Source organism: Kitasatospora sp. NBC_01250, from assembly GCF_036226465.1.
Classification (GTDB): domain Bacteria; phylum Actinomycetota; class Actinomycetes; order Streptomycetales; family Streptomycetaceae; genus Kitasatospora.
This window is the reverse complement of record NZ_CP108476.1, coordinates 2,462,899-2,481,475: the sequence shown is the minus strand read 5'-3', so window position 1 is coordinate 2,481,475 and position 18,577 is coordinate 2,462,899. Positions and strand designations below refer to the sequence as shown.

The 18,577-nt window shown below is 72.1% G+C and carries 22 protein-coding genes; 12 read left to right on the top strand and 10 right to left on the bottom strand.

The features are described 5' to 3' along the window. Positions 1-18: 18 nt before the first annotated feature. From OG500_RS10235 to OG500_RS10225, 3 genes are all read right to left on the bottom strand, one after another. Positions 19-1,014: a phosphotriesterase family protein gene (locus tag OG500_RS10235; protein WP_329578918.1), complete on the bottom strand. Its 996-nt coding sequence runs from the start codon at positions 1,012-1,014 to the stop codon at positions 19-21. A gap of 211 nt (positions 1,015-1,225) precedes the next feature. After that, complete coding sequence (locus OG500_RS10230) at positions 1,226-1,633, bottom strand: hypothetical protein (RefSeq protein ID WP_329578915.1); 408 nt, start codon at positions 1,631-1,633, stop codon at positions 1,226-1,228. 155 nt (positions 1,634-1,788) lie between these two features. Next, the gene (locus tag OG500_RS10225; protein WP_329578912.1) at positions 1,789-2,163 is read right to left on the bottom strand and encodes an SAV_915 family protein; all 375 of its coding nucleotides are present in this window, start codon (positions 2,161-2,163) and stop codon (positions 1,789-1,791) included. 425 nt (positions 2,164-2,588) lie between these two features. On the opposite strand from OG500_RS10225, the gene lysA reads away from it, so the two are divergent. Then, entirely contained in the window at positions 2,589-3,947 is a 1,359-nt protein-coding gene (lysA, locus tag OG500_RS10220; RefSeq protein WP_329578909.1) for a diaminopimelate decarboxylase, read from the top strand. A 39-nt stretch (positions 3,948-3,986) separates the two neighbouring features. On the opposite strand, the gene OG500_RS10215 is transcribed toward lysA, so the two are convergent. Continuing rightward, positions 3,987-6,236, bottom strand: coding sequence for an MMPL family transporter (locus tag OG500_RS10215; protein WP_329578906.1), 2,250 nt, complete (start codon positions 6,234-6,236; stop codon positions 3,987-3,989). Between the two features lie 126 nt (positions 6,237-6,362). On the opposite strand from OG500_RS10215, the gene OG500_RS10210 reads away from it, so the two are divergent. Then, positions 6,363-6,995 carry a TetR/AcrR family transcriptional regulator gene (locus tag OG500_RS10210; RefSeq protein ID WP_327066210.1) on the top strand — a complete coding sequence of 211 codons (633 nt, stop codon included), beginning with the start codon at positions 6,363-6,365 and terminating at the stop codon, positions 6,993-6,995. A 101-nt stretch (positions 6,996-7,096) separates the two neighbouring features. Continuing rightward, a complete protein-coding gene (locus OG500_RS10205) occupies positions 7,097-7,915 on the top strand; it encodes a class II aldolase/adducin family protein (RefSeq protein ID WP_442907019.1) in 819 nt (272 codons plus the stop codon). Between the two features lie 46 nt (positions 7,916-7,961). Here the strand turns inward: OG500_RS10205 and OG500_RS10200 are convergent, their stop codons facing one another. Then, a complete protein-coding gene (locus OG500_RS10200) occupies positions 7,962-9,350 on the bottom strand; it encodes a S53 family peptidase (RefSeq protein ID WP_329578903.1) in 1,389 nt (462 codons plus the stop codon). Positions 9,351-9,671: 321 nt separating this feature from the next. On the opposite strand from OG500_RS10200, the gene OG500_RS10195 reads away from it, so the two are divergent. The 7 genes from OG500_RS10195 to OG500_RS10165 all read left to right on the top strand — a co-directional run bounded on the left by OG500_RS10195 (position 9,672) and on the right by OG500_RS10165 (position 15,189). Further along, complete coding sequence (locus OG500_RS10195) at positions 9,672-10,631, top strand: metal ABC transporter solute-binding protein, Zn/Mn family (RefSeq protein ID WP_329578900.1); 960 nt, start codon at positions 9,672-9,674, stop codon at positions 10,629-10,631. Beyond that, on the top strand, positions 10,628-11,686 hold the full coding sequence (locus OG500_RS10190; RefSeq protein WP_329578897.1) for a metal ABC transporter ATP-binding protein: 1,059 nt from the start codon (positions 10,628-10,630) through the stop codon (positions 11,684-11,686). Before OG500_RS10195 ends, OG500_RS10190 begins: the two co-directional genes overlap by 4 nt. Next, complete coding sequence (locus OG500_RS10185) at positions 11,683-12,624, top strand: metal ABC transporter permease (RefSeq protein WP_329578894.1); 942 nt, start codon at positions 11,683-11,685, stop codon at positions 12,622-12,624. Before OG500_RS10190 ends, OG500_RS10185 begins: the two co-directional genes overlap by 4 nt. Beyond that, positions 12,621-13,478 carry a metal ABC transporter permease gene (locus OG500_RS10180; RefSeq protein ID WP_327066205.1) on the top strand — a complete coding sequence of 286 codons (858 nt, stop codon included), beginning with the start codon at positions 12,621-12,623 and terminating at the stop codon, positions 13,476-13,478. The genes OG500_RS10185 and OG500_RS10180 overlap by 4 nt, the downstream gene beginning before the upstream one ends. A gap of 132 nt (positions 13,479-13,610) precedes the next feature. Further along, the gene (locus tag OG500_RS10175; protein WP_329578891.1) at positions 13,611-13,799 is read left to right on the top strand and encodes a hypothetical protein; all 189 of its coding nucleotides are present in this window, start codon (positions 13,611-13,613) and stop codon (positions 13,797-13,799) included. A gap of 54 nt (positions 13,800-13,853) precedes the next feature. Continuing rightward, the gene (locus OG500_RS10170; protein ID WP_329578888.1) at positions 13,854-14,285 is read left to right on the top strand and encodes an SAV_915 family protein; all 432 of its coding nucleotides are present in this window, start codon (positions 13,854-13,856) and stop codon (positions 14,283-14,285) included. 175 nt (positions 14,286-14,460) lie between these two features. After that, a complete protein-coding gene (locus tag OG500_RS10165; RefSeq protein ID WP_329578885.1) occupies positions 14,461-15,189 on the top strand; it encodes an SDR family oxidoreductase in 729 nt (242 codons plus the stop codon). Positions 15,190-15,233: 44 nt separating this feature from the next. On the opposite strand, the gene OG500_RS10160 is transcribed toward OG500_RS10165, so the two are convergent. From OG500_RS10160 to OG500_RS10140, 5 genes are all read right to left on the bottom strand, one after another. Beyond that, positions 15,234-16,082, bottom strand: coding sequence for a helix-turn-helix transcriptional regulator (locus OG500_RS10160; RefSeq protein WP_329578882.1), 849 nt, complete (start codon positions 16,080-16,082; stop codon positions 15,234-15,236). A gap of 191 nt (positions 16,083-16,273) precedes the next feature. Then, entirely contained in the window at positions 16,274-16,480 is a 207-nt protein-coding gene (locus OG500_RS10155; protein WP_329578879.1) for a DUF397 domain-containing protein, read from the bottom strand. Next, complete coding sequence (locus OG500_RS10150) at positions 16,470-16,775, bottom strand: Scr1 family TA system antitoxin-like transcriptional regulator (protein WP_329578876.1); 306 nt, start codon at positions 16,773-16,775, stop codon at positions 16,470-16,472. Before OG500_RS10150 ends, OG500_RS10155 begins: the two co-directional genes overlap by 11 nt. 87 nt (positions 16,776-16,862) lie before the next feature. Then, positions 16,863-17,075: a DUF397 domain-containing protein gene (locus tag OG500_RS10145; protein ID WP_327066200.1), complete on the bottom strand. Its 213-nt coding sequence runs from the start codon at positions 17,073-17,075 to the stop codon at positions 16,863-16,865. Next, positions 17,072-17,902, bottom strand: a complete 831-nt coding sequence (locus OG500_RS10140) for a helix-turn-helix domain-containing protein (RefSeq protein ID WP_329578873.1) — start codon at positions 17,900-17,902, stop codon at positions 17,072-17,074. Before OG500_RS10140 ends, OG500_RS10145 begins: the two co-directional genes overlap by 4 nt. A 107-nt stretch (positions 17,903-18,009) precedes the next feature. Here OG500_RS10140 and OG500_RS10135 point away from each other — a divergent pair, with 107 nt between their 5' ends. Together OG500_RS10135 and OG500_RS10130 are read left to right on the top strand one after the other, a co-directional pair. Then, positions 18,010-18,312: a hypothetical protein gene (locus tag OG500_RS10135; RefSeq protein ID WP_329578870.1), complete on the top strand. Its 303-nt coding sequence runs from the start codon at positions 18,010-18,012 to the stop codon at positions 18,310-18,312. Then, positions 18,312-18,506 (top strand): hypothetical protein, encoded by a 195-nt coding sequence (locus OG500_RS10130; RefSeq protein WP_329578868.1) that lies wholly within the window; start codon positions 18,312-18,314, stop codon positions 18,504-18,506. The genes OG500_RS10135 and OG500_RS10130 overlap by 1 nt, the downstream gene beginning before the upstream one ends. The last annotated feature ends 71 nt before the right edge of the window (positions 18,507-18,577 follow it).

Sequence of the window (18,577 nt, the reverse complement as noted above, 5' to 3'; positions counted from 1 at the left end):
GGTCCGGGCGGAGCCGGCTCAGCCGACGGTGAGCAGGCGGACCGGGTTGGTGCGCATCATGGTCTCGATCTGCCGCTCGCCGACGCCGAGTTCGGCGAGCAGCGGGAGGAAGACGGCGGGCAGGTAGCGGTATCCCCACCGCCCGTGCGTGGTCGGGTTCAGATAGGTCTGACCTCCCGTCAGATCCTGGGAGAGGACGATCTGTTCGGCGTACCCCTCGGCGACCAGCCGGGCCAGCCGGCGGGCCCGGGTGCGGTCGCTCTGGTGCAGGGCGCGCTTGGCGTACTCGCCGTCCGGGCGCTCGGCGGCCGGCGGCGGGGTGCGTTGGTCCCAGTCCTGTTTGCCGACCGAGTCGAACGCGATGCTCGCCCCGGTGTCCAGTACCCGGCGCACGTAGTCGAGTTCGGGATGGTTGTCCAGGTGCCCGATCACCACCCGGTCGCGCGGCACCTGCTCCTGGTCGAGGATCGCGAGCTGCTCCAGGGCCATCGTCCCGTGCGTGGTGTGGGTGGTGAGCGCGAGGCCGGTGGCGTGGTGCGCGCGGGCGGCGGCGCGCAGACCGGTCTCCTCGTGCGCGCTCACCTCGCCCAGCCCGGTCGGCTGCTCGCCGAGGACGCCCGCCCGCACGTCGGTCGGGCCGATCCCGCTGCGCGCGTCGGCGACGAACCGGGCGGTCAGCTCCTCGCCGCCGGCCGCGCGCACCCACGGCGGGCTGAACTCGGCCCGGTAGGTGGCGGTCCCGGCGACGATGTGCACCCCGCTGCGCCGCGAGATCTCCCGCAGCAGCAGGACGTTCGCTCCGTGCGGGTCGCGCCCGGCATCGCCGTACGGGCTCAGGTCGACCACGGTGTCGACCCCGTACGCGGCCAGCCCGCCGAGCGCGGCCACCGCCTGCTCCACCGGATCCTGGGCGAGCCCCGGGCCCGGGGTGAGCGCCAGCAGGTGCTCGTGACTGAGCACCCGGCCCAGCAGCGAGGGCGCCACCGGGCCGAGGACGGTCTGGACATACGGCACGGCAGGCTCCTCGGGCGGCAGGCGGGCAGGCGGGCAGGCGGTACGGCCGGTTCAGCCGGACGACGATCCTCACCCGCCGATCCTTCGTCCGCGCCCGAAACATGGGCGGACGGAGGGCTCGCCCCGACCTCGGCGCACGAAGAAGGGCACCCGCCGGTGGAACACCGACGAGTGCCCTGCCGTCAGATACCGCGACGGCGAACGGCGACTGCTATGCCTGCGGCTGCGGCTGCGCCGGCGTCTGTTCCGTGGCGCCGGCGGGGGTCGCCGGGCCGGCGCCGGTGGACAGGCCGGCCTGGTACACCGCGAACGGCACCGGCGCCTGGGACGCCTTTGCCGCCTGGCGTCGGGCTGCGAACGAGCGGACGAAGTTGACGATCATCACCACCGGCAGGATGAACGCCTTGAAGAAGATGATGTACTCGCTGCCCTGGAAGATGAAGCCGAGGTACACGCCGTAGCCGATGAATCCGACGCCGGCGATGATGTTGAAAACGCGCCAACCCGCACTGAGGCAGGCGGAATTGACGGCACCGATGCCCAGCATCGCGAGACCGCTGACCAGCAGCAGCACGACGTACCAGGAGAAGAGGGGCTCGGCGCTGAAGTCGAGGTTCACCAGAATTCCCAAGTAAAAATAAGATAAGCACTGAGTGGGACGCCGCGTACAGTACTACGGGGCTGACACATCGTCCACACAATACTTTTACTGACGTATCGCCAGGTCGTCTCTCCTCTCATGGAGGTCGGCCGTGAGTGGCTCGCCGGGGCTGCTCAGGCGGCAGCGGGCGCGAGCGGGGAAATGGCGGCCGGGGCAGTGGCGGCCGGGGTGGTGACGGTGGCCCGGGCCGGCAGCGGCCTCGGGGCGGGCGCCGCCAGCTGCGGGTCCACGGTGAGCGTGGTGACCCCGAGCGGCTCGGTGAGCGCGCGCAGCGCGGGCTCGGCCAGCGCGATCCAGGGCTGCGCTTCGCCGAGCACAGCGGTGAGCCGTTCCCGGCTGCTGAACGCGACGGCCGTGCGGTCGCCGAGCGGAGTGCGGAAGAGCCGGGCCGTGTGGCCCAGCGGACCCGACCGGACGGGAACGAGGAGCTGTCCGGCCGGGACGGGTTCCGAAGGCTCCGGGTCCTCGGTGTTCTGACGCTGGTTCATCGTGGTCCTCCGGCGACTGGTGGCGCGGAACGTGCGTGCAGGATCGACGCTAAGCCCGCCCACCGGCGTGCCGCGCGCGGCCCTGACGCCTCCTTGACCCCGATCCGCGATCTCCTGACACGCCGTTGACACCACGGCTGACACCATGTGCATCGTCAGCCCGATCGACGTCCCGCCCCACCACCGCCCGGCCGCTGTGCTCGGTGGCGGCGCACGCGGTCCGCGACCCGCCCCGGACGCCGGACCCGGACCCCGCAGCGGCCCCGGACCCGGACCCGGACCCCGTCAAGGTGTTGTGAAAGAACGCGTGTTCCGCGTAGGCCACGCGTCAAGACCGGGTGCGAACGGCCGGTGCAGGGACTCCACTGGAGACGGGCCAAGATCCCTTGTGCGCCTGTGCCGTGAGTGGAAGGAACCGATCCGCCATGCCTGAGACCCAGGTCGCCCCCAGCCCCGCAGCCGCCGGCGGACAGCCGTGCGACCAGCCGCTCGGCAGCCCGTGGCCCGCCTCGGCCCGCACCGCCCCCGGCGGCGAGGTGCTGGTCGGCGGCGTCGGGCTGGACGAGGCGGCCGACCGCTTCGGCACGCCGCTGTACGTGCTGGACGAGGCCGAGGTGCGGGCCCGTGCCCAGGCCTACCGCCGCGCCCTGCCGCACGCCGAGGTGCTCTACGCGGCCAAGGCCTTCCTGTGCAGCGCGATGGCGGACTGGGTGGCCGAGGAGGGGCTCGGCCTGGACGTCTGCTCGGCGGGCGAGCTGCGGCTGGCCACGGCCGCCGGCTTCCCGGCCCACCGGATCCTGCTGCACGGCAACGCGAAGACCCCCGAGGAGCTCCGGCTGGCCCGCCGGCTGCGGGTCGGCCGGATCGTCGTCGACGGCATGGCCGAGATCCCCCGGCTGGCCGCGCTGGCCATCGCGGACGTCCCGCAGCGGGTGCTGATCCGGGTGCTGCCGGGCGTCGCCGCCGGTCACCACAGCGCGGTGCAGACCGGTGTGGACGGGCAGAAGTTCGGCTTCCGGATCGACGGCGGCGACGCGGCCGAGGCGATCAGCCGCACGCTGGCCCAGCCCAGCCTCGAACTCGTCGGCCTGCACTGCCACCTGGGCTCCCAGATCACCGAAGTCGAGCCCTACCTCGACGCGTTGGACCGCCTGGTCGAGCTGCTCGCCGAGGTGCGCGAGCGGCACGGCGTCCAGCTGCCCGAGCTGGACCTCGGCGGCGGCCACGGCGTGCGCTACCTGCCGCAGGACCGCGAGCTCGACCCGGCCCGGTTCGCCGCCGCCGTCGGCGAGCACCTGGCGGCCCGCTGCGCGGCGCACGGCCTGAAGGTGCCGCGCCTGGTCGTGGAGCCGGGCCGCGCGATCGCCGCCCCGGCGGGCGTGGCGCTCTACCGGGTGCTGTCGGTCAAGCACACCGCCGACGGCCGGACCTTCGCCGCCGTCGACGGGGGCATGAGCGACAACCCGCGCCCGGCGCTGTACGGCTCCGCCTACGACGTGCGCCTGATCGGCCGCTCCTCCACCGCCCCGACCGCCGTGATCGACGTGGTCGGCCGGCACTGCGAGGCCGGCGACGTCCTGGTCCACGACGCCCGCTTGCCCGCCGACCTGCGCCCCGGCGACGTGCTGGCCGTCCCCGCGGCCGGCGCCTACCAGTTCTCCATGGCCTCCGGCTACAACCTGGTCGGCCGTCCGGCGGTGGTGGCCGTCCGCGACGGCCGGGCCCGGCTGCTGATCCGCCGCGAGACGGTCGAGGACTTCCGCTCCCGCGAGGTGGGGCGCTAGACAGCGGCCGGGCCCGGCCGTCGCGGACGGCCACCCCCGTCACTGCGTGCCGGACTTGACCAGGGTGAGCTCCGGCGGCGACTCCTGGTGCGGCTGCGGGAGCCCTTCGCCCTCGATGTCGAGGTTCGGCAGCAGCCGGGCGAGCGGGCCCGGGAGCCACCAGGCCGCGTGGCCGGTGAGCGCGAGGACGGCCGGCACGAAGGTCATCCGGATCACGAAGGCGTCCAGCAGCACGCCGGCGGCGAGTGCGAAGGCGATCTGCTTGAGCATCTGGCTGTCGGTGGTCAGGAAGGCGGCGAAGACCGCGATCATGATCAGCGCCGCGGCGGTGACCACCCGGGCGCTGTGCCGGCCGCCGCTGTGCACCGCGGCGAGCGGCTGCCCGGTGTGGACGTAGGCCTCGCGCTGGCGGGACACCAGGAAGACCTCGTAGTCCATCGCGAGCCCGAACAGCACGGCCAGCAGGATGATCGGCAGGAAGCTGCTGACCGGCCCCGCGCGGTCCACGCCGATCAGCGTGCCGAAGTGGCCCAGCTGGAAGACCGCGACCACGGCGCCCAGCGTCGCGGCCACCGAGAGCAGGAAGCCCACCGCGGCCTTGACCGGGACGACCAGCGAGCGGAAGACCAGGAGCAGCAGGAGCAGCGAGAGCCCGACCACCACGGCCGCGAACGGGATCATCGCGGCGTCCAGCTTGGCCGAGACGTCGATGCCCACCGCGGTGCTGCCGGTCACGCCGATCGTCGCCCCGGTCTGCTGCTGGAGCGCGGGGGCGTTCGCCCGGATCGTGCTGACCAGCGTCTTGGTCGCCTGGTCGCTGGGCGCGCTGGCGGGGACCACCTGGATCAGCGCGGTGTGCGTGCCGGCGTTCAGCACCGGGTGCGCGACGGCGCTGACGTCGGGCAGCGCGCGGATCGCGGTGGCGATGTGGTCGGCCGCGGCGGTGGGGTCGGTGCTGTGGCCGGTGTCGGCCAGCACCAGCAGCGGCCCGTTGAAGCCGGGCCCGAACTCCTTGCTCACCTGGTCGTAGGCCAGCCGCTGCGAGGAACCGGCGGGGGCGGTGCCGTTGTCCGGCAGCGCGAGCCGCAGGCTGTGCGCGGGCCAGGCGAGCGCGCCGACGCCGATCAGCACGGCGAGCAGGGTCAGCAGCGGGCGCCGGGTGACCAGCCTGAACCACCGCTCGCCGCCGTTCGCGGGCCTGCCCGCAGCAGCGGCAGCGCCGCTCGGCGCCTCGGCCACCGCCTGCTCGCGCCGCATCGCCCGGGATCCTGGCCGGGGCGCCAGCCGCGACCCGGCGAAGCCGAGCAGCGCGGGCAGCAGCGTGGTCGCGACCAGGACGGCGATCAGCACGGCCGCCGCCGCGCTCAGGCCCATCACCGTCAGATAGGGGATGCCGACGACCGACAGGCCCGCCATCGCGATCACCACGGTCAGCCCGGCGAAGACCACCGCGCTGCCGGCCGTGCCGACGGCCAGCGCGGCCGAATCCTGCGGCGAGGTGCCGCGGGCCAGCGCGGCCCGGTGGCGGCTGACGATGAAGAGCGCGTAGTCGATGCCGACCGCCAGGCCGATCATCAGCGCCAGGCTCTGCGCGGTGGAGGAGATCGCCGTCACGCCGGTCAGTGACAGCACCCCGGCGATCGCGGTGACCACGCCGGCTATCGCGCTCAGCAGCGGCAGACCGGCCGTCAGCAGCGAGCCGAAGGTCAGCGCGAGGATGATCACCGCGATCCCCACGCCGATCAGGTCGCTGCCGCCGGACTTCGAGGGCCCGGAGCCGAACGCGGCGCCGCCGACCTGCACGTCCATCCCCGGCTGGTGCTGTGCGGCCACCGCCACGGAGCCCTTGAGCGCGTCCAGCGAACCGGACGCCAGCTGGCTCGGGGTCACCTCGTACTGCACCTGGGCGACGGCGGTGCTGCCGTCCGCGGAGACCGTCTGCGCGGCGACCGGGTCGATCACCTTGGCGACCTGCGGCGCGGACTTGGCGGCCGCGAGCGCGGTGCGGATCGCCGCCAGGTCGGCGGGGTCGGTCACCTTCTGCCCGGCGGGCGCGGTGAAGACCACCTGGGCGCTGGTGCCGGAGGAGGCGGGGAAGTCGCTCTTCATCCGGTCCAGCGCCTGCTGCGACTGCGAGCCCGGGATGGCGAAGGTGTCGTCCAGCTTGCCGGGGCCGCCGAAGGCCACCATGCAGCCGACGACCGCGGCGATCGCCGCCAGCCAGAGGGCCAGCACACGTCGTCGGCGCCGGAACGCGCACCGGCCCAGACGGTAGAGAAGGGAAGGCATGGGGGCTCCATGGCTGAGGATCTGCGCGGGTAAAAAAGTGGCAGTTCTGCCACGTTAGCAAACATGGCAGAACTGCCAGATTCGCCCCCCGCACGACCGCGCGACGCGAGCTGAGATGATCCAGGAGTGAACGACGAAGGACCGGGCCGCAGGGAACAGAACAAGCGCCGCACCCACGACGCCTTGGTGGAGGCGGCCACCCGGCTCTTCCGCGAGCAGGGCTACGAGGTCACCACCGTGCGGGACATCGCGCTGGCCGCAGGCGTGGGCGAGCGCACCTTCTTCCGGTACTTCCCCACGAAGGAGAGCCTGATCCTGCAGCAGGTCAAGGACCTCGTCCCGCTGCTGGCGGAGGGCATCCGGTCCCGCCCGGCGGCCGAGCCGCCGCTGGCCGCGCTGCGCGAGGCGACCCTGGAGCTGGCCCGCCACGCGGAGTCCCCGCCGCTGCTCCTGCTCGGCCCGCGCCCGCTGAACCCGGACCCGACCAGCCGCGGCGACCGGTTCCTGCTCTTCGACCTGGAGGAGGCGGTGGCCGCCGCCTTCCTCGCGCGCCTGGCGCCGGGTGCGGACGTGGACCCGGAGCGGGACCCGGAGGACGGACGGGTGCTGCGCGCCGCCGTGCTCTCGCGCGCGGGCGTCTCCGTGCTGCGCGCGATCCGGATCAGCTACTCGCGGCTGCCCGAGTCCCGGCGCGCCACCCTCGACCTGCTGGACTTCGTGCACCGGGCCTTCCTGGCGCTGGAGGAGCGCGAGCGCTGAGCGGGCGGCCCGGGCGGGCCGTGATCCGGGCATTGGCCGATCGCAGGCGCCGACGTATCTTCTGGAGGGTCCGCATCGCCGCCGACCCGTTGGAGTCCGCCGTGAGCAACCCCGCCGTCAGTGCCCCCGCCGCGCTCGCCGCCCTGCTGGGGCCGGCCCCGGACGGGGGCACGCTGCCGATGCCGCCGAGCTTCGACTCGGTCGAGGCCGAACGCCAGTACCGCAAGGAGCAACTGGCCGCGGGATTCCGGCTGTTCGGCAGGTTCGGCTTCTCCGAGGGGGTGGCCGGGCACATCACGGTGCGCGATCCGGAGAACCCGCAGTGGTTCTGGGTCAACCCGTTCGGCATGGCCTTCACGATGATCAAGGCCTCGGACCTGATCCTGGTCGACCACGAGGGCCGACTGCTGCACGGCAACCGGCCGGTGAACCGGGCGGCGTTCGTCATCCACTCCCAGGTGCACGCGGCCCGCCCGGACGCGGTGGCCGCCGCGCACTCGCACTCGCTGCACGGCAAGGCGTTCTCCAGCCTCGGCATCCCGCTGGACCCGATCACCCAGGACGCCTGCGCGTTCTTCGAGGACCACGCGGTGTACCGGGACTACCGGGGCGTGGTCGACGAGGTCGACGAGGGGCAGCGGATCGCCGCCGCCCTCGGCGACTGCAAGGCGGTCATCCTGCAGAACCACGGGCTGCTGACGGTGGGGCAGTCGGTAGCCGAGGCGGTGTGGTGGTTCGTCACCATGGAGCGCTCCTGCCAGGCGCAGCTGCTGGCGATGGCCGCGGGCACCCCGAAGCTGATCGACCGGGAGACGGCGCTGATCACCCGGGGGCAGCTGGGCTCGTCGCTGGCCGGCTGGTTCCAGGCCCGCCCGCTGTGGGACCAGATCACCGCCTCCGACCCGGACCTCTTCGACTGAGCGGGAGGCCGTCCGGAACCGGACGGCCCCCGTCGTCGAAGGGTGCTCAGCCCAGTGCCGCGATCGCCGGCACGAACTGCGCCGCGTTCACCGTGCCCCAACCGGTCGCCAGGTCGTAGCCCTTGGTCGCGGGGAAGCCGGGCACGCCGTTGTAGGTGTTGGAGCCGCCCGTCACGTCGGTGATCCCGGTCCCGGGGGCGCCCAGCTGCTGCAGCCCGCCCAGCGCGTACAGGCCGCTGTTCAGGTTGCCCAGCCGGTGTCCGGCGTACTGGTCGGCCAGCGCCACCACGCCCGAGAAGACCGGGCAGGCCACACTGGTGCCGCCCCACAGCTCCCAGCCGTTGTCCTGCGGCCCGAAGCTGTTGTACGTCCAGACCCCGGTCTTCGGGTCGCCGACCATGCTGATGTCCGGCACGCCGCGCGAGCCGCCCACCACGCCCGCCACCCCGAGCTGGAACGAGGGCCGGTTGAAGACCTTGGACTTGCCGCCGCCCGAGGCCCCGTCGTCGGTGGCGGGGGAGTCCCAGACGGTGTCGGGGCTCTGCCGCTCGCCCTGGTCGTCCAGGTGGACCGAGGTGCCGCCGACCGCGGTGACCAGCGGGTCGGAGGGGGGCCAGGAGGTCACCGGGTAGGGGTAGAGGGTGCTGCCGTCCGACTCGGAGTCGGTCACGCCGTTGTCGCCGGAGGAGGCCAGCACGGTCACCCCGTGCGCCGCCGCGTCCTTGAAGGCGTAGCGGAGGTTCAGCAGGCTGGAGTAGTCGCCCTTGTCGAAGCCGGGGAAGGTGCTCTCGGTGGCACCGAAGCTCTGCGAGACGACGTCGCCGACGCCCTTGTCGATCAGCGACTGCTCGGCGTCCATCATCTCGGGCAGGCCGGTGGTGCCCTCGTTCTCCGACACGCCCGTCTCGACCAGCACGATCTTCGCGCCGGGCGCCATCGCGTGCGCCATGTCGACGTCGATGGTGGTCTCCTCGGCCCAGCCGGTCATGTCCGAGTCGGTCGGGTCGAAGGTCGGCACCGAACCCCACTTGACCACCTGCACGTTGGTGCTGGGTATGCCGAACTGCTTGCTGTAGACGTCCAGGTCGTGCTGGATCGTGGGCGAGCCGTAGGAGTCGACGATCACGATGGTGCGCCCGGCGCCGTTGATGCCCCGGTCGAACAACGGGTGCTCGTTGTAGGCCTGTTCGAGCTGGGTGGCGCCGTAGCAGAGGGACTGGAGCTGGGCCTGGCACTGGCTCGGCGTCAGCGGGGAGGCGTACTCCCCGGCCACCAGCCGGTGTCCGACGGCCGCCGGCAGGGGCCTGGCCGGGCTGCCGAGGGCCGCGCTGAACGCGGCGCTCGCCGGAGCGGCGCCGGTCAATGCGGTGGTGGCGAGCAGGGCGAGGGTCCCGAGCGCGGAGGTGGTGGCCCGGCTGAGGGTGGTGCGTCGCATGGAAGTCCTTGTGGGGATGGAGATCGACAACGGCTGCGCGCCATCGCACTCCTGTCCGGGAGGGCCTGTCCCCGGCTTGTCCGATCCATGAGGAAAGTTTTGTCATGCCTGTACCGAGCGCCGCCGGGGCCGCCGAGGCGCTCCGTGCCCGACCGGTGACACCCGGTACCCGTCGCAGCTCGGCGGGTCAAAAGTTGGCAATGATTATCAGATCAGTGGCAGCTGGCCTGGATGTGAAAACCATTTCTAATTACTCTGTGTGGTGTCCACGAGAGACGGATCCCCAGGTCGGGAACCGCAGGCCTGAGGAGTGACCGAGCCATGAGCACCGCCATACCCGGCGCCGGTCTGCGGCGAGCCGTCACCGCGGTCGCCCTCGGCGCGATCGCGGCCGCGGTGCTCGTCGCGACCGGCGGGTGCTCGACGGCCTCCAGGGCCGCCGCTCCGGGGTCCGGCGGTGCGCGGGTGATCCAGGTGGTGGCCGCGGAGAACTTCTGGGGCAGCATCGCGAGCCAACTCGGCGGCACCCACGTCAAGGTGGCCAGCCTCATCAGCAACCCGGACACCGACCCGCACGCCTACGAGCCCACCACGGCCGACGGCCGCGCCGTGTCGGTCGCCGACTACGTCATCAGCAACGGGATCGGCTACGACACCTGGGCGGGCAAGCTGCTGAGCGCCAACCCGATGCCGCACCGCACCGCCCTGACCGTCGGCACCCTGCTGGGCAGGAAGGCCGGCGACAACCCGCACCAGTGGTACTCGGCGGACAGCGTGCACCAGGTGGTCGACCGGATCACCGCCGACTACCAGAAGATGGACCCGGCCGACGCGGCCTACTTCGACGCCCAGCGGCAGACCTTCCTGAACCGGACGCTGGCCCCGTACGACCAGCTGGAGACCGCGATCAGGACGACGTACGCGGGCACCCCGATCGGCGCCTCGGAGTCGATCGTGACCCCGCTGGCCGAGAGCCTCGGGCTCAAGCTGCTCACCCCCGCGTCCTTCCTGGACGCGGAGAGCGAGGGCAGCGACCCGACCGCCGCCGACAAGGCCGCCATCGACCACCAGATCGCCGCCAGGCAGATCAAGGTGTACGTCTTCAACACCCAGAACTCCGACCCGGACGTGATGGCCCAGGTGAGCGCCGCCAAGGCGCAGGGCATCCCGGTCGCCCAGGTCACCGAGACCCTCGCGCCCGCGAACGACAGCTTCCAGGACTGGCAGGTCCAGCAGCTGCAGGGCATCGAGCACGCACTGGAGCAGGCGACCGGCAAATGAGCGGACAGACGATCGAGGAGGCCGGTGCCGGCATGAGCGTGACCGATGTGACGAAGAGCGGAACGACGAAGAGCGGGACGGCGACGGGCGGGACGCCGAGCGGGACCGGGACCGGCGGTGCGCCGGTGCCGGTGGTGTCGCTGCGCGGCGCCGCGGTGCGGGTGGGCGGTCGCACGCTCTGGTCGGGCGTCGATCTGACCGTCGGCCCGGGGGAGTTCACGGCCGTCCTCGGCCCCAACGGGGTCGGCAAGTCCACCATGGTGAAGGTGCTGCTCGGCGTGCTGGCGCCGGCGGCGGGCGAGGTCGCGGTGCTCGGCGCCGCGCCCGGTGCGCGCTGGGGCTCCCGCGGGGCGCAGGCCGCCGGCGCGGCGGTCGGCTACCTGCCGCAGCGCCGCCACTTCGACGCGAGCGTGCGGATCCGCGGTGTCGACGTGGTGCGGCTGGGCCTGGACGGGGACCGGTGGGGGATCCCCGTCCCGGGCCTGGCGGCGCTCAGGCGGCGGCGCGCGGCCCGCCTCGGGATATCCGGGGCCGACGAGGCCGCGCGCGTCGCGGAGGTCATCGAGCTGGTCGGCGCCACCGCCTACGCGCACCGTCCGATCGGGCAGTGCTCCGGCGGCGAGCAGCAGCGGCTGCTGATCGCCCAGGCGCTGGTGCGCCGTCCCGCGCTGCTGCTGCTCGACGAGCCGCTGGACAGCCTGGACCTGCCCAACCAGAGCGCGATCGCCGCGCTGCTCGGCCGGATCTGCCACCAGGAGGGGGTGGCGGTGGTGATGGTCGCGCACGACGTGAACCCGATCCTGCACCACCTGGACCGGGTGGTGTACCTCGCCGAGGGCGGCGCGGTGTCCGGCACGCCGACCGAGGTGATCACCTCCGAGACGCTGACCCGGCTGTACCGCACCCCGGTCGAGGTGCTGCGCACCAGCGGCGGGCGCCTCGTGGTGGTCGGCCAGCCGGAGGCACCGGCCCGGCACACCGACCGGCACGCCGACGTGGGCTCCGACGTGGCTGCCGATGTGCCCGCCGCACGGAGCGGGGGTGCGGCCGCATGATGCTGGCAGCCGATGTGACGTCACCGACCTTCTCCTGGAACCTCGTCGCCGACTTCCAGGACATGTGGTCCTACGCCTTCATGGTCAACGCCTTCCGGGCCGGCCTGGTCGTCTCCGTGGTCTGCGCGCTGGTGGGCTGGTTCATGGTGCTGCGCCGGCAGACCTTCGCCGGGCACACCCTCTCGGTGGCCGCCTTCCCCGGCGCCTCGCTCGCCGTCCTGGTGGGCTTCAGCACCTCGCTCGGCTACTTCGGCTTCTGCGTGGCCGCCGCCCTGGTGATCGGGCTGCTGGGCCGCAAGGGCCGCGCCGACGGCGCGGAGGAGTCCGCGGTAACCGGCACCGTGCAGGCCTTCGCGCTCGCCTGCGGCTACCTCTTCATCAGCCTCTACAAGGGCCTGCTGGAGGGACCGACCGCGCTGCTGTTCGGCAGCTTCCTCGGGATCACCACCAGCCAGGTGACGGTGCTGGCGGTCGTCGGCGCCGCCGTCCTCGCGGTGCTCGCGGTGATCGGCCGCCCGCTGCTGTTCGCCTCCGTCGACCCGCAGGTGGCGGCCGGGCGCGGGGTGCCCGTGCAGGCGCTCAACATGCTCTTCCTGGTGCTGCTCGGCGCGGCCACCGCCGAGGCCAGCCAGATCACCGGCACGCTGCTCGTCTTCGCGCTGATGGTGATTCCGGCCGCCACCGCCAACCAGCTCACCGCCCGGCCGGGCCTGAGCCTGCTGCTCTCGGTCGCGCTCGGCCTCGGCGCCTGCTGGGCGGGCCTGGTCGCCGCGTACTACCAGCCCTACCCGCTCGGCTTCTTCGTGACGGGCTTCGCCTTCGCCGGCTACGTCCTGGCGCACCTGGTGCGCCGTGGCCGCGAGGCACTGGAACGGTCGCGCGAGCGCGGCCCGCTGCACGTCGGTCCCCTGAGCGTCGGCCCGGGAGGCGCGGCATGATGTCGGTACTGTCCCAGGACTTCTTCCAGAACGCGCTGCTGGCGGGCACGTTCATCGCCCTGGCCTGCGGGCTGGTCGGCTACTTCCTGGTGCTGCGCGCCCAGATGTTCACCGGTGACGCGCTCAGCCATGTGGCGTTCACCGGTGCGATGGCGGCCCTGGCGGGCGGCTACGACCTGCGGCTCGGCCTGTTCGCCGCGACCATCGGGGTCGGCCTGCTGCTCGGCGGCCTCGGGCGCCGGGGCAAGCCGGACGACGTGGTGATCGGCAGCGTCTTCGCCTGGATCCTGGGCCTGGGCGCGTTCTTCCTCACCGTCTACACCACCTCGCGCAGCGGCTCGGGCCAGGGCGGGGCCGGGACCTCCGTGCTCTTCGGCTCGATCTTCGGCCTGCACGGCAACCAGACCACGCTGGCCGTCGCCATCGCGGGCGCGATCTGCGTGCTGATCCTGCTGATCGGCCGGCCGCTGCTGTTCGCCACCCTGGACGAGGCGGTGGCGGCGGCGCGCGGGGTGCCGGTCCGGGTGCTGGGCCTCGGCTTCCTGGTGCTGGTCGGGGCGTGCGCGGCCGAGGCGACCCAGGCGGTCGGCTCGCTGCTGCTGCTCGGCCTGCTGGCGGCCCCCGCCGGTGCGGCGATCCGCTTGACGGACCGTCCGTTCCGCGCGCTCGCGCTGTCCGCCGGGCTCGCGGTCGGCGAGATGTGGGGCGGGCTGCTGCTCAGCGCGGCGCTGCCCAAGCTGCCGCCGAGCTTCACCATCATGGCCGCGGCGAGTGCCGTCTACGCGCTGACCTTCCTGGTCCGCCCGCGGCGCGCGATTGCGCCGGACGGGGGAGTCAACGTCAAGGTGCCGTAAAGGAGGGGCGGCTGCGCGTAGTCCACGCGTCAAGGCCGGGTGCGCTTGCGCTGGGATGGGGCTCCACTGGAGCTGCGCGTGGGGATCACCGAGGTCCCCGGCGTCACGGCTCCTGGAAGGAAGCGACGCACCATGACCGATACCCAGGTCATCACCGTTCCGATCCCGACGGCCTTCTCCCTGGTCGACGCCGAGGCCGAGGCCGACGCCGCCGGCCGGGCGTGGCTGCGGTCGGCGCGGGACGAGGAGGCCCTCCAGCCCGCGGAGCCCGAGCCGGCCGCACCTGCGCACTGCCGGTACGCGATGCAGTATCTGGACTGACCGGGGCTCGTCGCCCGGTCTCCCGTCCCGACCGCTCGTCATCGGAGGAGCACCGTGACCACCGCAGCGCACGCCTCGCAGCCGCTCGAGGCGCCCGAGGAACCCCCGGATACCGCCGTCGTCCGACCCGGCCCGATCCACGCGGGCCGGACCCGCTACTACGTCCCCGTCCGCGAGGTGCCGCCGGGCCACGCCGGGGTCGCCCAGGTGCTCCGCCTCTTCCGGCAGCGTGACGGCAGCCGCTGCGCCGTCGCCTTCAGCTCGCCCGGAGCCCTGCACGCCCTGCTCGGCGCCGCCCAGCCGAGCGCCGAACTCACCGAGGCGGCCCTGCGGGCGCTGACCGAGCCGCTGGGCGTCCACCGCCTGGTCCTCGACCCGAAGCTGGTCGCCCCGCCCGCGCCCCCGGACGCCGCGGCCCCCATCGCCCCGCTCCGGACCGAGCGGCAGCGGCTGCGACCCACCGCCGTGGGCCCTGACAGGGAGTGAACCGCACAGGATAAAAGTCCCCCTGCCTGTCTCCTGGCAGGGCTGCGAGAGTCGACGTCAGAGCCCGGTGCGGGCCGTGGCCGGCACCGCCGAGCGGTGCCGTACCGACGGGCGGCGAGCCGTTCCCGCTCGCGCCGTGATCGTCGACCATCCAGATCCATCCAGGAGAAACACCATGAGTTCGTCATCCCTGACCATCCTCTCCGGCAGCCGCGTCGTGGTGGTCGGTGGCAGTTCCGGCATCGGGCGGGCGGTGGCGCGGGAGGCCGCCGCGGCCGGTGCGCAGGTCGTCGTGGGCTCACGCTCCGCGGCGAAGCTCGCCGACACCGCCCGGGAGATCGAGGGCATCACCACCGGCGTCGTCGACGTCACCGACGAGCAGAGCGTGAGCGCCTTCTTCGCCGGTATCGACACCATCGACCACCTGGTGGTCTGCCCGGGGGACATGGCGACCGGGTCGGTCTACGACGTTTCGCTGGAGGCGGTCCGGCGCTCGTTGGAGACGAAGATCGTCGGCCCGTTGCTCTGTGTCCGGCACGCCGGGCGCAAGATCGCGGAGACCGGCTCGATCGTGCTGCTGGCCGGCGCCGCCGGCTACAAGCCCTACTCGGACCTGAGCGCCACCGCCGCCGCCAACGTCGGGATCGGCGGTCTGGGGCGCTCGCTGGCCCTGGAGCTGGCGCCGGTGCGGGTCAACGTGGTGGTGGCCGGCCTGATCGACACCCCGCTCTGGGACTTCGTCCCGGCCGAGGCCAGGGCCGCCATCTTCGAACAGACGGCCGCCGCCACGCCGCTGCGCCGGATCGGACAGCCCGAGGACGTCGCGCAGACCGTGCTGCACCTGCTGCGGAGCAGCTTCACCACCGGCGTCCTGAGCCACGTGGACGGCGGCGCCGTGCTCTGACCGGGGCGGCGGCTCGGATGGCCGCCCGGTTGGCGGCCGGATGGTCAGCGGGTCGGCTCGCCGACCCGCTCGACCAACTCGGCCAGCCGGGGCATCAGTCCGGAGCCGTCCAGCGGCTGGTAGGCGACCAGGGTGGCCTCGGCGCCCGCCAACCGGAGCTTGACGGCCCCCAGTTCGATCCGGCCGAGGGCCGGGTGCCGGAAGACCTGCGCGGCCGGACTGCCGATCCGCAGGTCCATCCGCTGCCACAGCTCACGGAACTCGGCGCTCTCCTGGGACAGCTGCCCGACCAGCTCGGCGTACTCGGGCCGGACCAACTGGTCCGCCGCCTGGGCCCGGAAGAGCGCGACAGCCTGCTCCGCGGAGTGCGCCCAGTCCTCGAAGAGGTCGCGGAAGAGCGGGTCGAAGGCGACGACCAGGTTGTTGCGGCGCTCGGGCGGAAGCGCGGCGAACCCCGGGAACAGCGTGGCGTAGCCGTCGTTCCACGCCAGCACGTCGAAGCGGTGGTTGGTGATGCAGGCCGGCAGCGGGCCCAACTGCGCGAGGAAGGAGAGGTAGAGGGCGGGGACCTGCTCCCTGGTGCAGAGCGGTGAGTCGCTGGGCAGGACCTCGCCGGCCAGCCGGAACAGGTGCCCGGTCTCGATGGCGTCCAGCTGCAACACCCGGGCCAGGCTGTTCAGCACCTGCCGGGAGACCTTGATCCGGCGCGCCTGCTCCAACCAGGTGTACCAACTCACGCTCACCCCGGCGAGCGCGGCCACCTCCTCGCGGCGCAGCCCCGGGGTGCGCCGCGTCCCGCTGCTGTACGGCACCCCGGCGGCCTGGGGGCTGATCCGGGCGCGCCGGCTGCGCAGGAAGGCCGCCAGCTCACGCCGCTGCTCGGTCGTCTCCACTGCCCCGTGCCCCCGTCCCTGTGGCCCCGCCCCTGTGCGTTTGGACAGCTTATCGGCCCAGGTAGGAGCGGTGAGGAGCGGGAAGGCACAGCTGGTGCGTCGTCAGTGCTCCCGCAGTGATCGCCTGACCGCTCCAAGCACTGAGCCCCTGCGCGGCGATCGGCTACGCAGGGGCTCCGTGGGGGAGTGGGTCAGACGGTGCCGAAGGTGCCCGCCTTGACCTCGGTGACGAACGAAGCGAACGCGTCGGCGCCGAAGACCAGGGCGCCCCCCTCGGGATTCTTCGAGTCACGGACGGGCATGACACCGGGGAACCCGTCAGCAACTTCGATGCACTGGCCGCCGTTGTCACTGTGAGTGCTCTTGCGCCAGGCGGCGCCGGACAGGTCAACGTTCATACTTCCCTAGCTCCTCACGAACCGCACGGATTCTCGCCAGCGAAGCCATCTTTGGCAGCGACTCCACTACGAGCTGATCGTAGTCCCTGTCCCATGCGGCAACGGGCTCCCGACTACGCTCCAGGTAGCCGCGCTGCTGTGATTCGCTGTAGGCAACCATCGTGTGGTCGGCCATGCTCAGGAGGGTGAGCGGACAGGCAAACGGCCTGTGCTCCCCCATCTCGAAGGGGGCTACCTGGATGGTGATGTTGGGCCGAAGCGCGAGTTCTTCCAGCCACGCCAGTTGCTCGGCCATAGTGCTCCCGCAGTGATCGCCTGACCGCTCCAAGCACTGAGCCCCTGCGCGGCGATTGGCTACGCAGGGGATCAGTGGTGGAGTGGGTCAGACGGTGCCGAAGGTGCCCGCCTTGACCTCGGTGACGAACGAAGCGAACGCGTCGGCGCCGAAGATCAGGGCGCCCCCCTCGGGATTCTTCGAGTCACGGACGGGAGCGAGGCCCGGGAAGTTCGGGGCTACCTCGATGCAGTCGCCGCCGTTGTTACTGTAGGACGACTTGAACCAGGAGGCGCCGGACAGGTCTACGCGGTCGTTCATGGCTGAATTTCCTTTCGCGCCTTACGGATCAGTGCGAGGGATGGCGCCCGGGGCAGCGCTTCCACTAGCAGGTGATCGTACTCCCTGGACCAAGCCGTCACGGCTGCGCGCGACCGCTCAAGGTGGCCCTTGGCGATTGATTCGGCGTACCCAACTACAGAGTGGTCCGGGAGGTCAAGCAGCACAACCGGCAAGGTGAACGTCAGGTTCTCCCCGAGGCTGAAGGGGGCAATCTGAATTGTGATGTTCGGGCGTTGTGCCAGTTCCTCAAGATGACGCAGCTGCTCCGCCATTACCTGGTGCCCCCCGATAGCCCGGTGCAGACACCCCTCCTCAAGCACTGCATGGAGAACCGGTGGCGCCTTCTGGTTAAGCAGCTCTTGACGGACAGCCAGGTACTCGATTCGTTCGTCTGCCTCGGTCTGGGTGATGGCCCCCCGTCGGACCGCCGCGTGCGCGAGAGCTGCGGCATAAGCCGGTGTCTGGAACAGACCAGGAACGATGATCAAGCCAACTGTTCGCAGGCGGCGACACTTGGCCTCCGCATCCGCGAACTCGGGGAACCCTTCCAGTAGCGCCGCGCGTGTGTACTTGCGCCACAACTCATAGAACTTCTGCCCGGTTTCGAAGACCTCATCGGCCTTAACAGCAACCTCGCGTGTTGGAGCTCGCTTAGCTCGTTCGAGGTACGAGACGAACGCGCCGGTGTAGCCCAAGCGCTTCCCAAGCTCCACCTGTGACCACTGCCTAGCCCGCCGTGACCTGCGCAGTTCCAGGCCGAAGCGCACGTGTGGAGATGACTGAGGGGCAGCGTCGTTATCGCTCAAGATCGTCGAACTCCTTAACGCGACAGAGCTGTCAAGGTCAAAACACTAGCGAGCGTACGGGGTCGTGCCGATCCTTGGTAGTGGAACCACTACGGAGAGGAGCGATGGTGAGTACGCGCAGAACGCCCCCACAAGCGCAGTGCGATCCCGAGGCGAACGGGCGTGCGATCAAGGCCACTTGTACCAGCGACAGTGCCACGGCCGCCCAGCCCGTCGCCCTGGTGGTCGACGTCCCCGACACCGCCCCGCCGACGAGACCGCGCCGGCGGGTCAGCCCCGAGGAATCGGCGGCGATCCTGGCCGAGTACAGCCCCACCATGGCGGACGCCGTTGGTCGCAGGCGCGCCCCGGTCGACTGGCCGTTCTGCGAGTGCGGCAGCAGCAACTGCCCGGACAAGGACGCGGCGTAGTGACCACTCCCGACCGCCCGGCCGGGACCGCCGGTGACTGCGACAGCTGCCAGTACCTGGACGCGATGGCCTGCACGTACGCCGGTAACACCCATCAGGTCGCGGCCATCGTCCGACTGCGCGACGCCCATGCCCCCACCTGCCCGAATCCGCGCGGCGGTGACCTCGGCGCGCAAGCCGATCACGATGGCTGACGATCCCGAACCGATTGCCCTGCCGCCCTCGCACCAGTGGCGCCCGGGTCGCTGCATCTGCTGCGACCGTC

Coding starts and splice junctions, on each gene's coding strand:
- OG500_RS10165 (WP_329578885.1), top strand. CDS start 14,461: ATGAGTTCGTCATCCCTGACCATCCTCTCCGGCAGCCGCGTCGTGGTG.
- OG500_RS10215 (WP_329578906.1), bottom strand. CDS start 6,236: ATGCCTTCCCTTCTCTACCGTCTGGGCCGGTGCGCGTTCCGGCGCCGA.
- OG500_RS10175 (WP_329578891.1), top strand. CDS start 13,611: ATGACCGATACCCAGGTCATCACCGTTCCGATCCCGACGGCCTTCTCC.
- OG500_RS10155 (WP_329578879.1), bottom strand. CDS start 16,480: ATGAACGTTGACCTGTCCGGCGCCGCCTGGCGCAAGAGCACTCACAGT.
- OG500_RS10145 (WP_327066200.1), bottom strand. CDS start 17,075: ATGAACGACCGCGTAGACCTGTCCGGCGCCTCCTGGTTCAAGTCGTCC.
- OG500_RS10225 (WP_329578912.1), bottom strand. CDS start 2,163: ATGAACCAGCGTCAGAACACCGAGGACCCGGAGCCTTCGGAACCCGTC.
- OG500_RS10185 (WP_329578894.1), top strand. CDS start 11,683: ATGATGCTGGCAGCCGATGTGACGTCACCGACCTTCTCCTGGAACCTC.
- OG500_RS10200 (WP_329578903.1), bottom strand. CDS start 9,350: ATGCGACGCACCACCCTCAGCCGGGCCACCACCTCCGCGCTCGGGACC.
- OG500_RS10180 (WP_327066205.1), top strand. CDS start 12,621: ATGATGTCGGTACTGTCCCAGGACTTCTTCCAGAACGCGCTGCTGGCG.
- OG500_RS10190 (WP_329578897.1), top strand. CDS start 10,628: ATGAGCGGACAGACGATCGAGGAGGCCGGTGCCGGCATGAGCGTGACC.
- OG500_RS10195 (WP_329578900.1), top strand. CDS start 9,672: ATGAGCACCGCCATACCCGGCGCCGGTCTGCGGCGAGCCGTCACCGCG.
- OG500_RS10150 (WP_329578876.1), bottom strand. CDS start 16,775: ATGGCCGAGCAACTGGCGTGGCTGGAAGAACTCGCGCTTCGGCCCAAC.
- lysA (WP_329578909.1), top strand. CDS start 2,589: ATGCCTGAGACCCAGGTCGCCCCCAGCCCCGCAGCCGCCGGCGGACAG.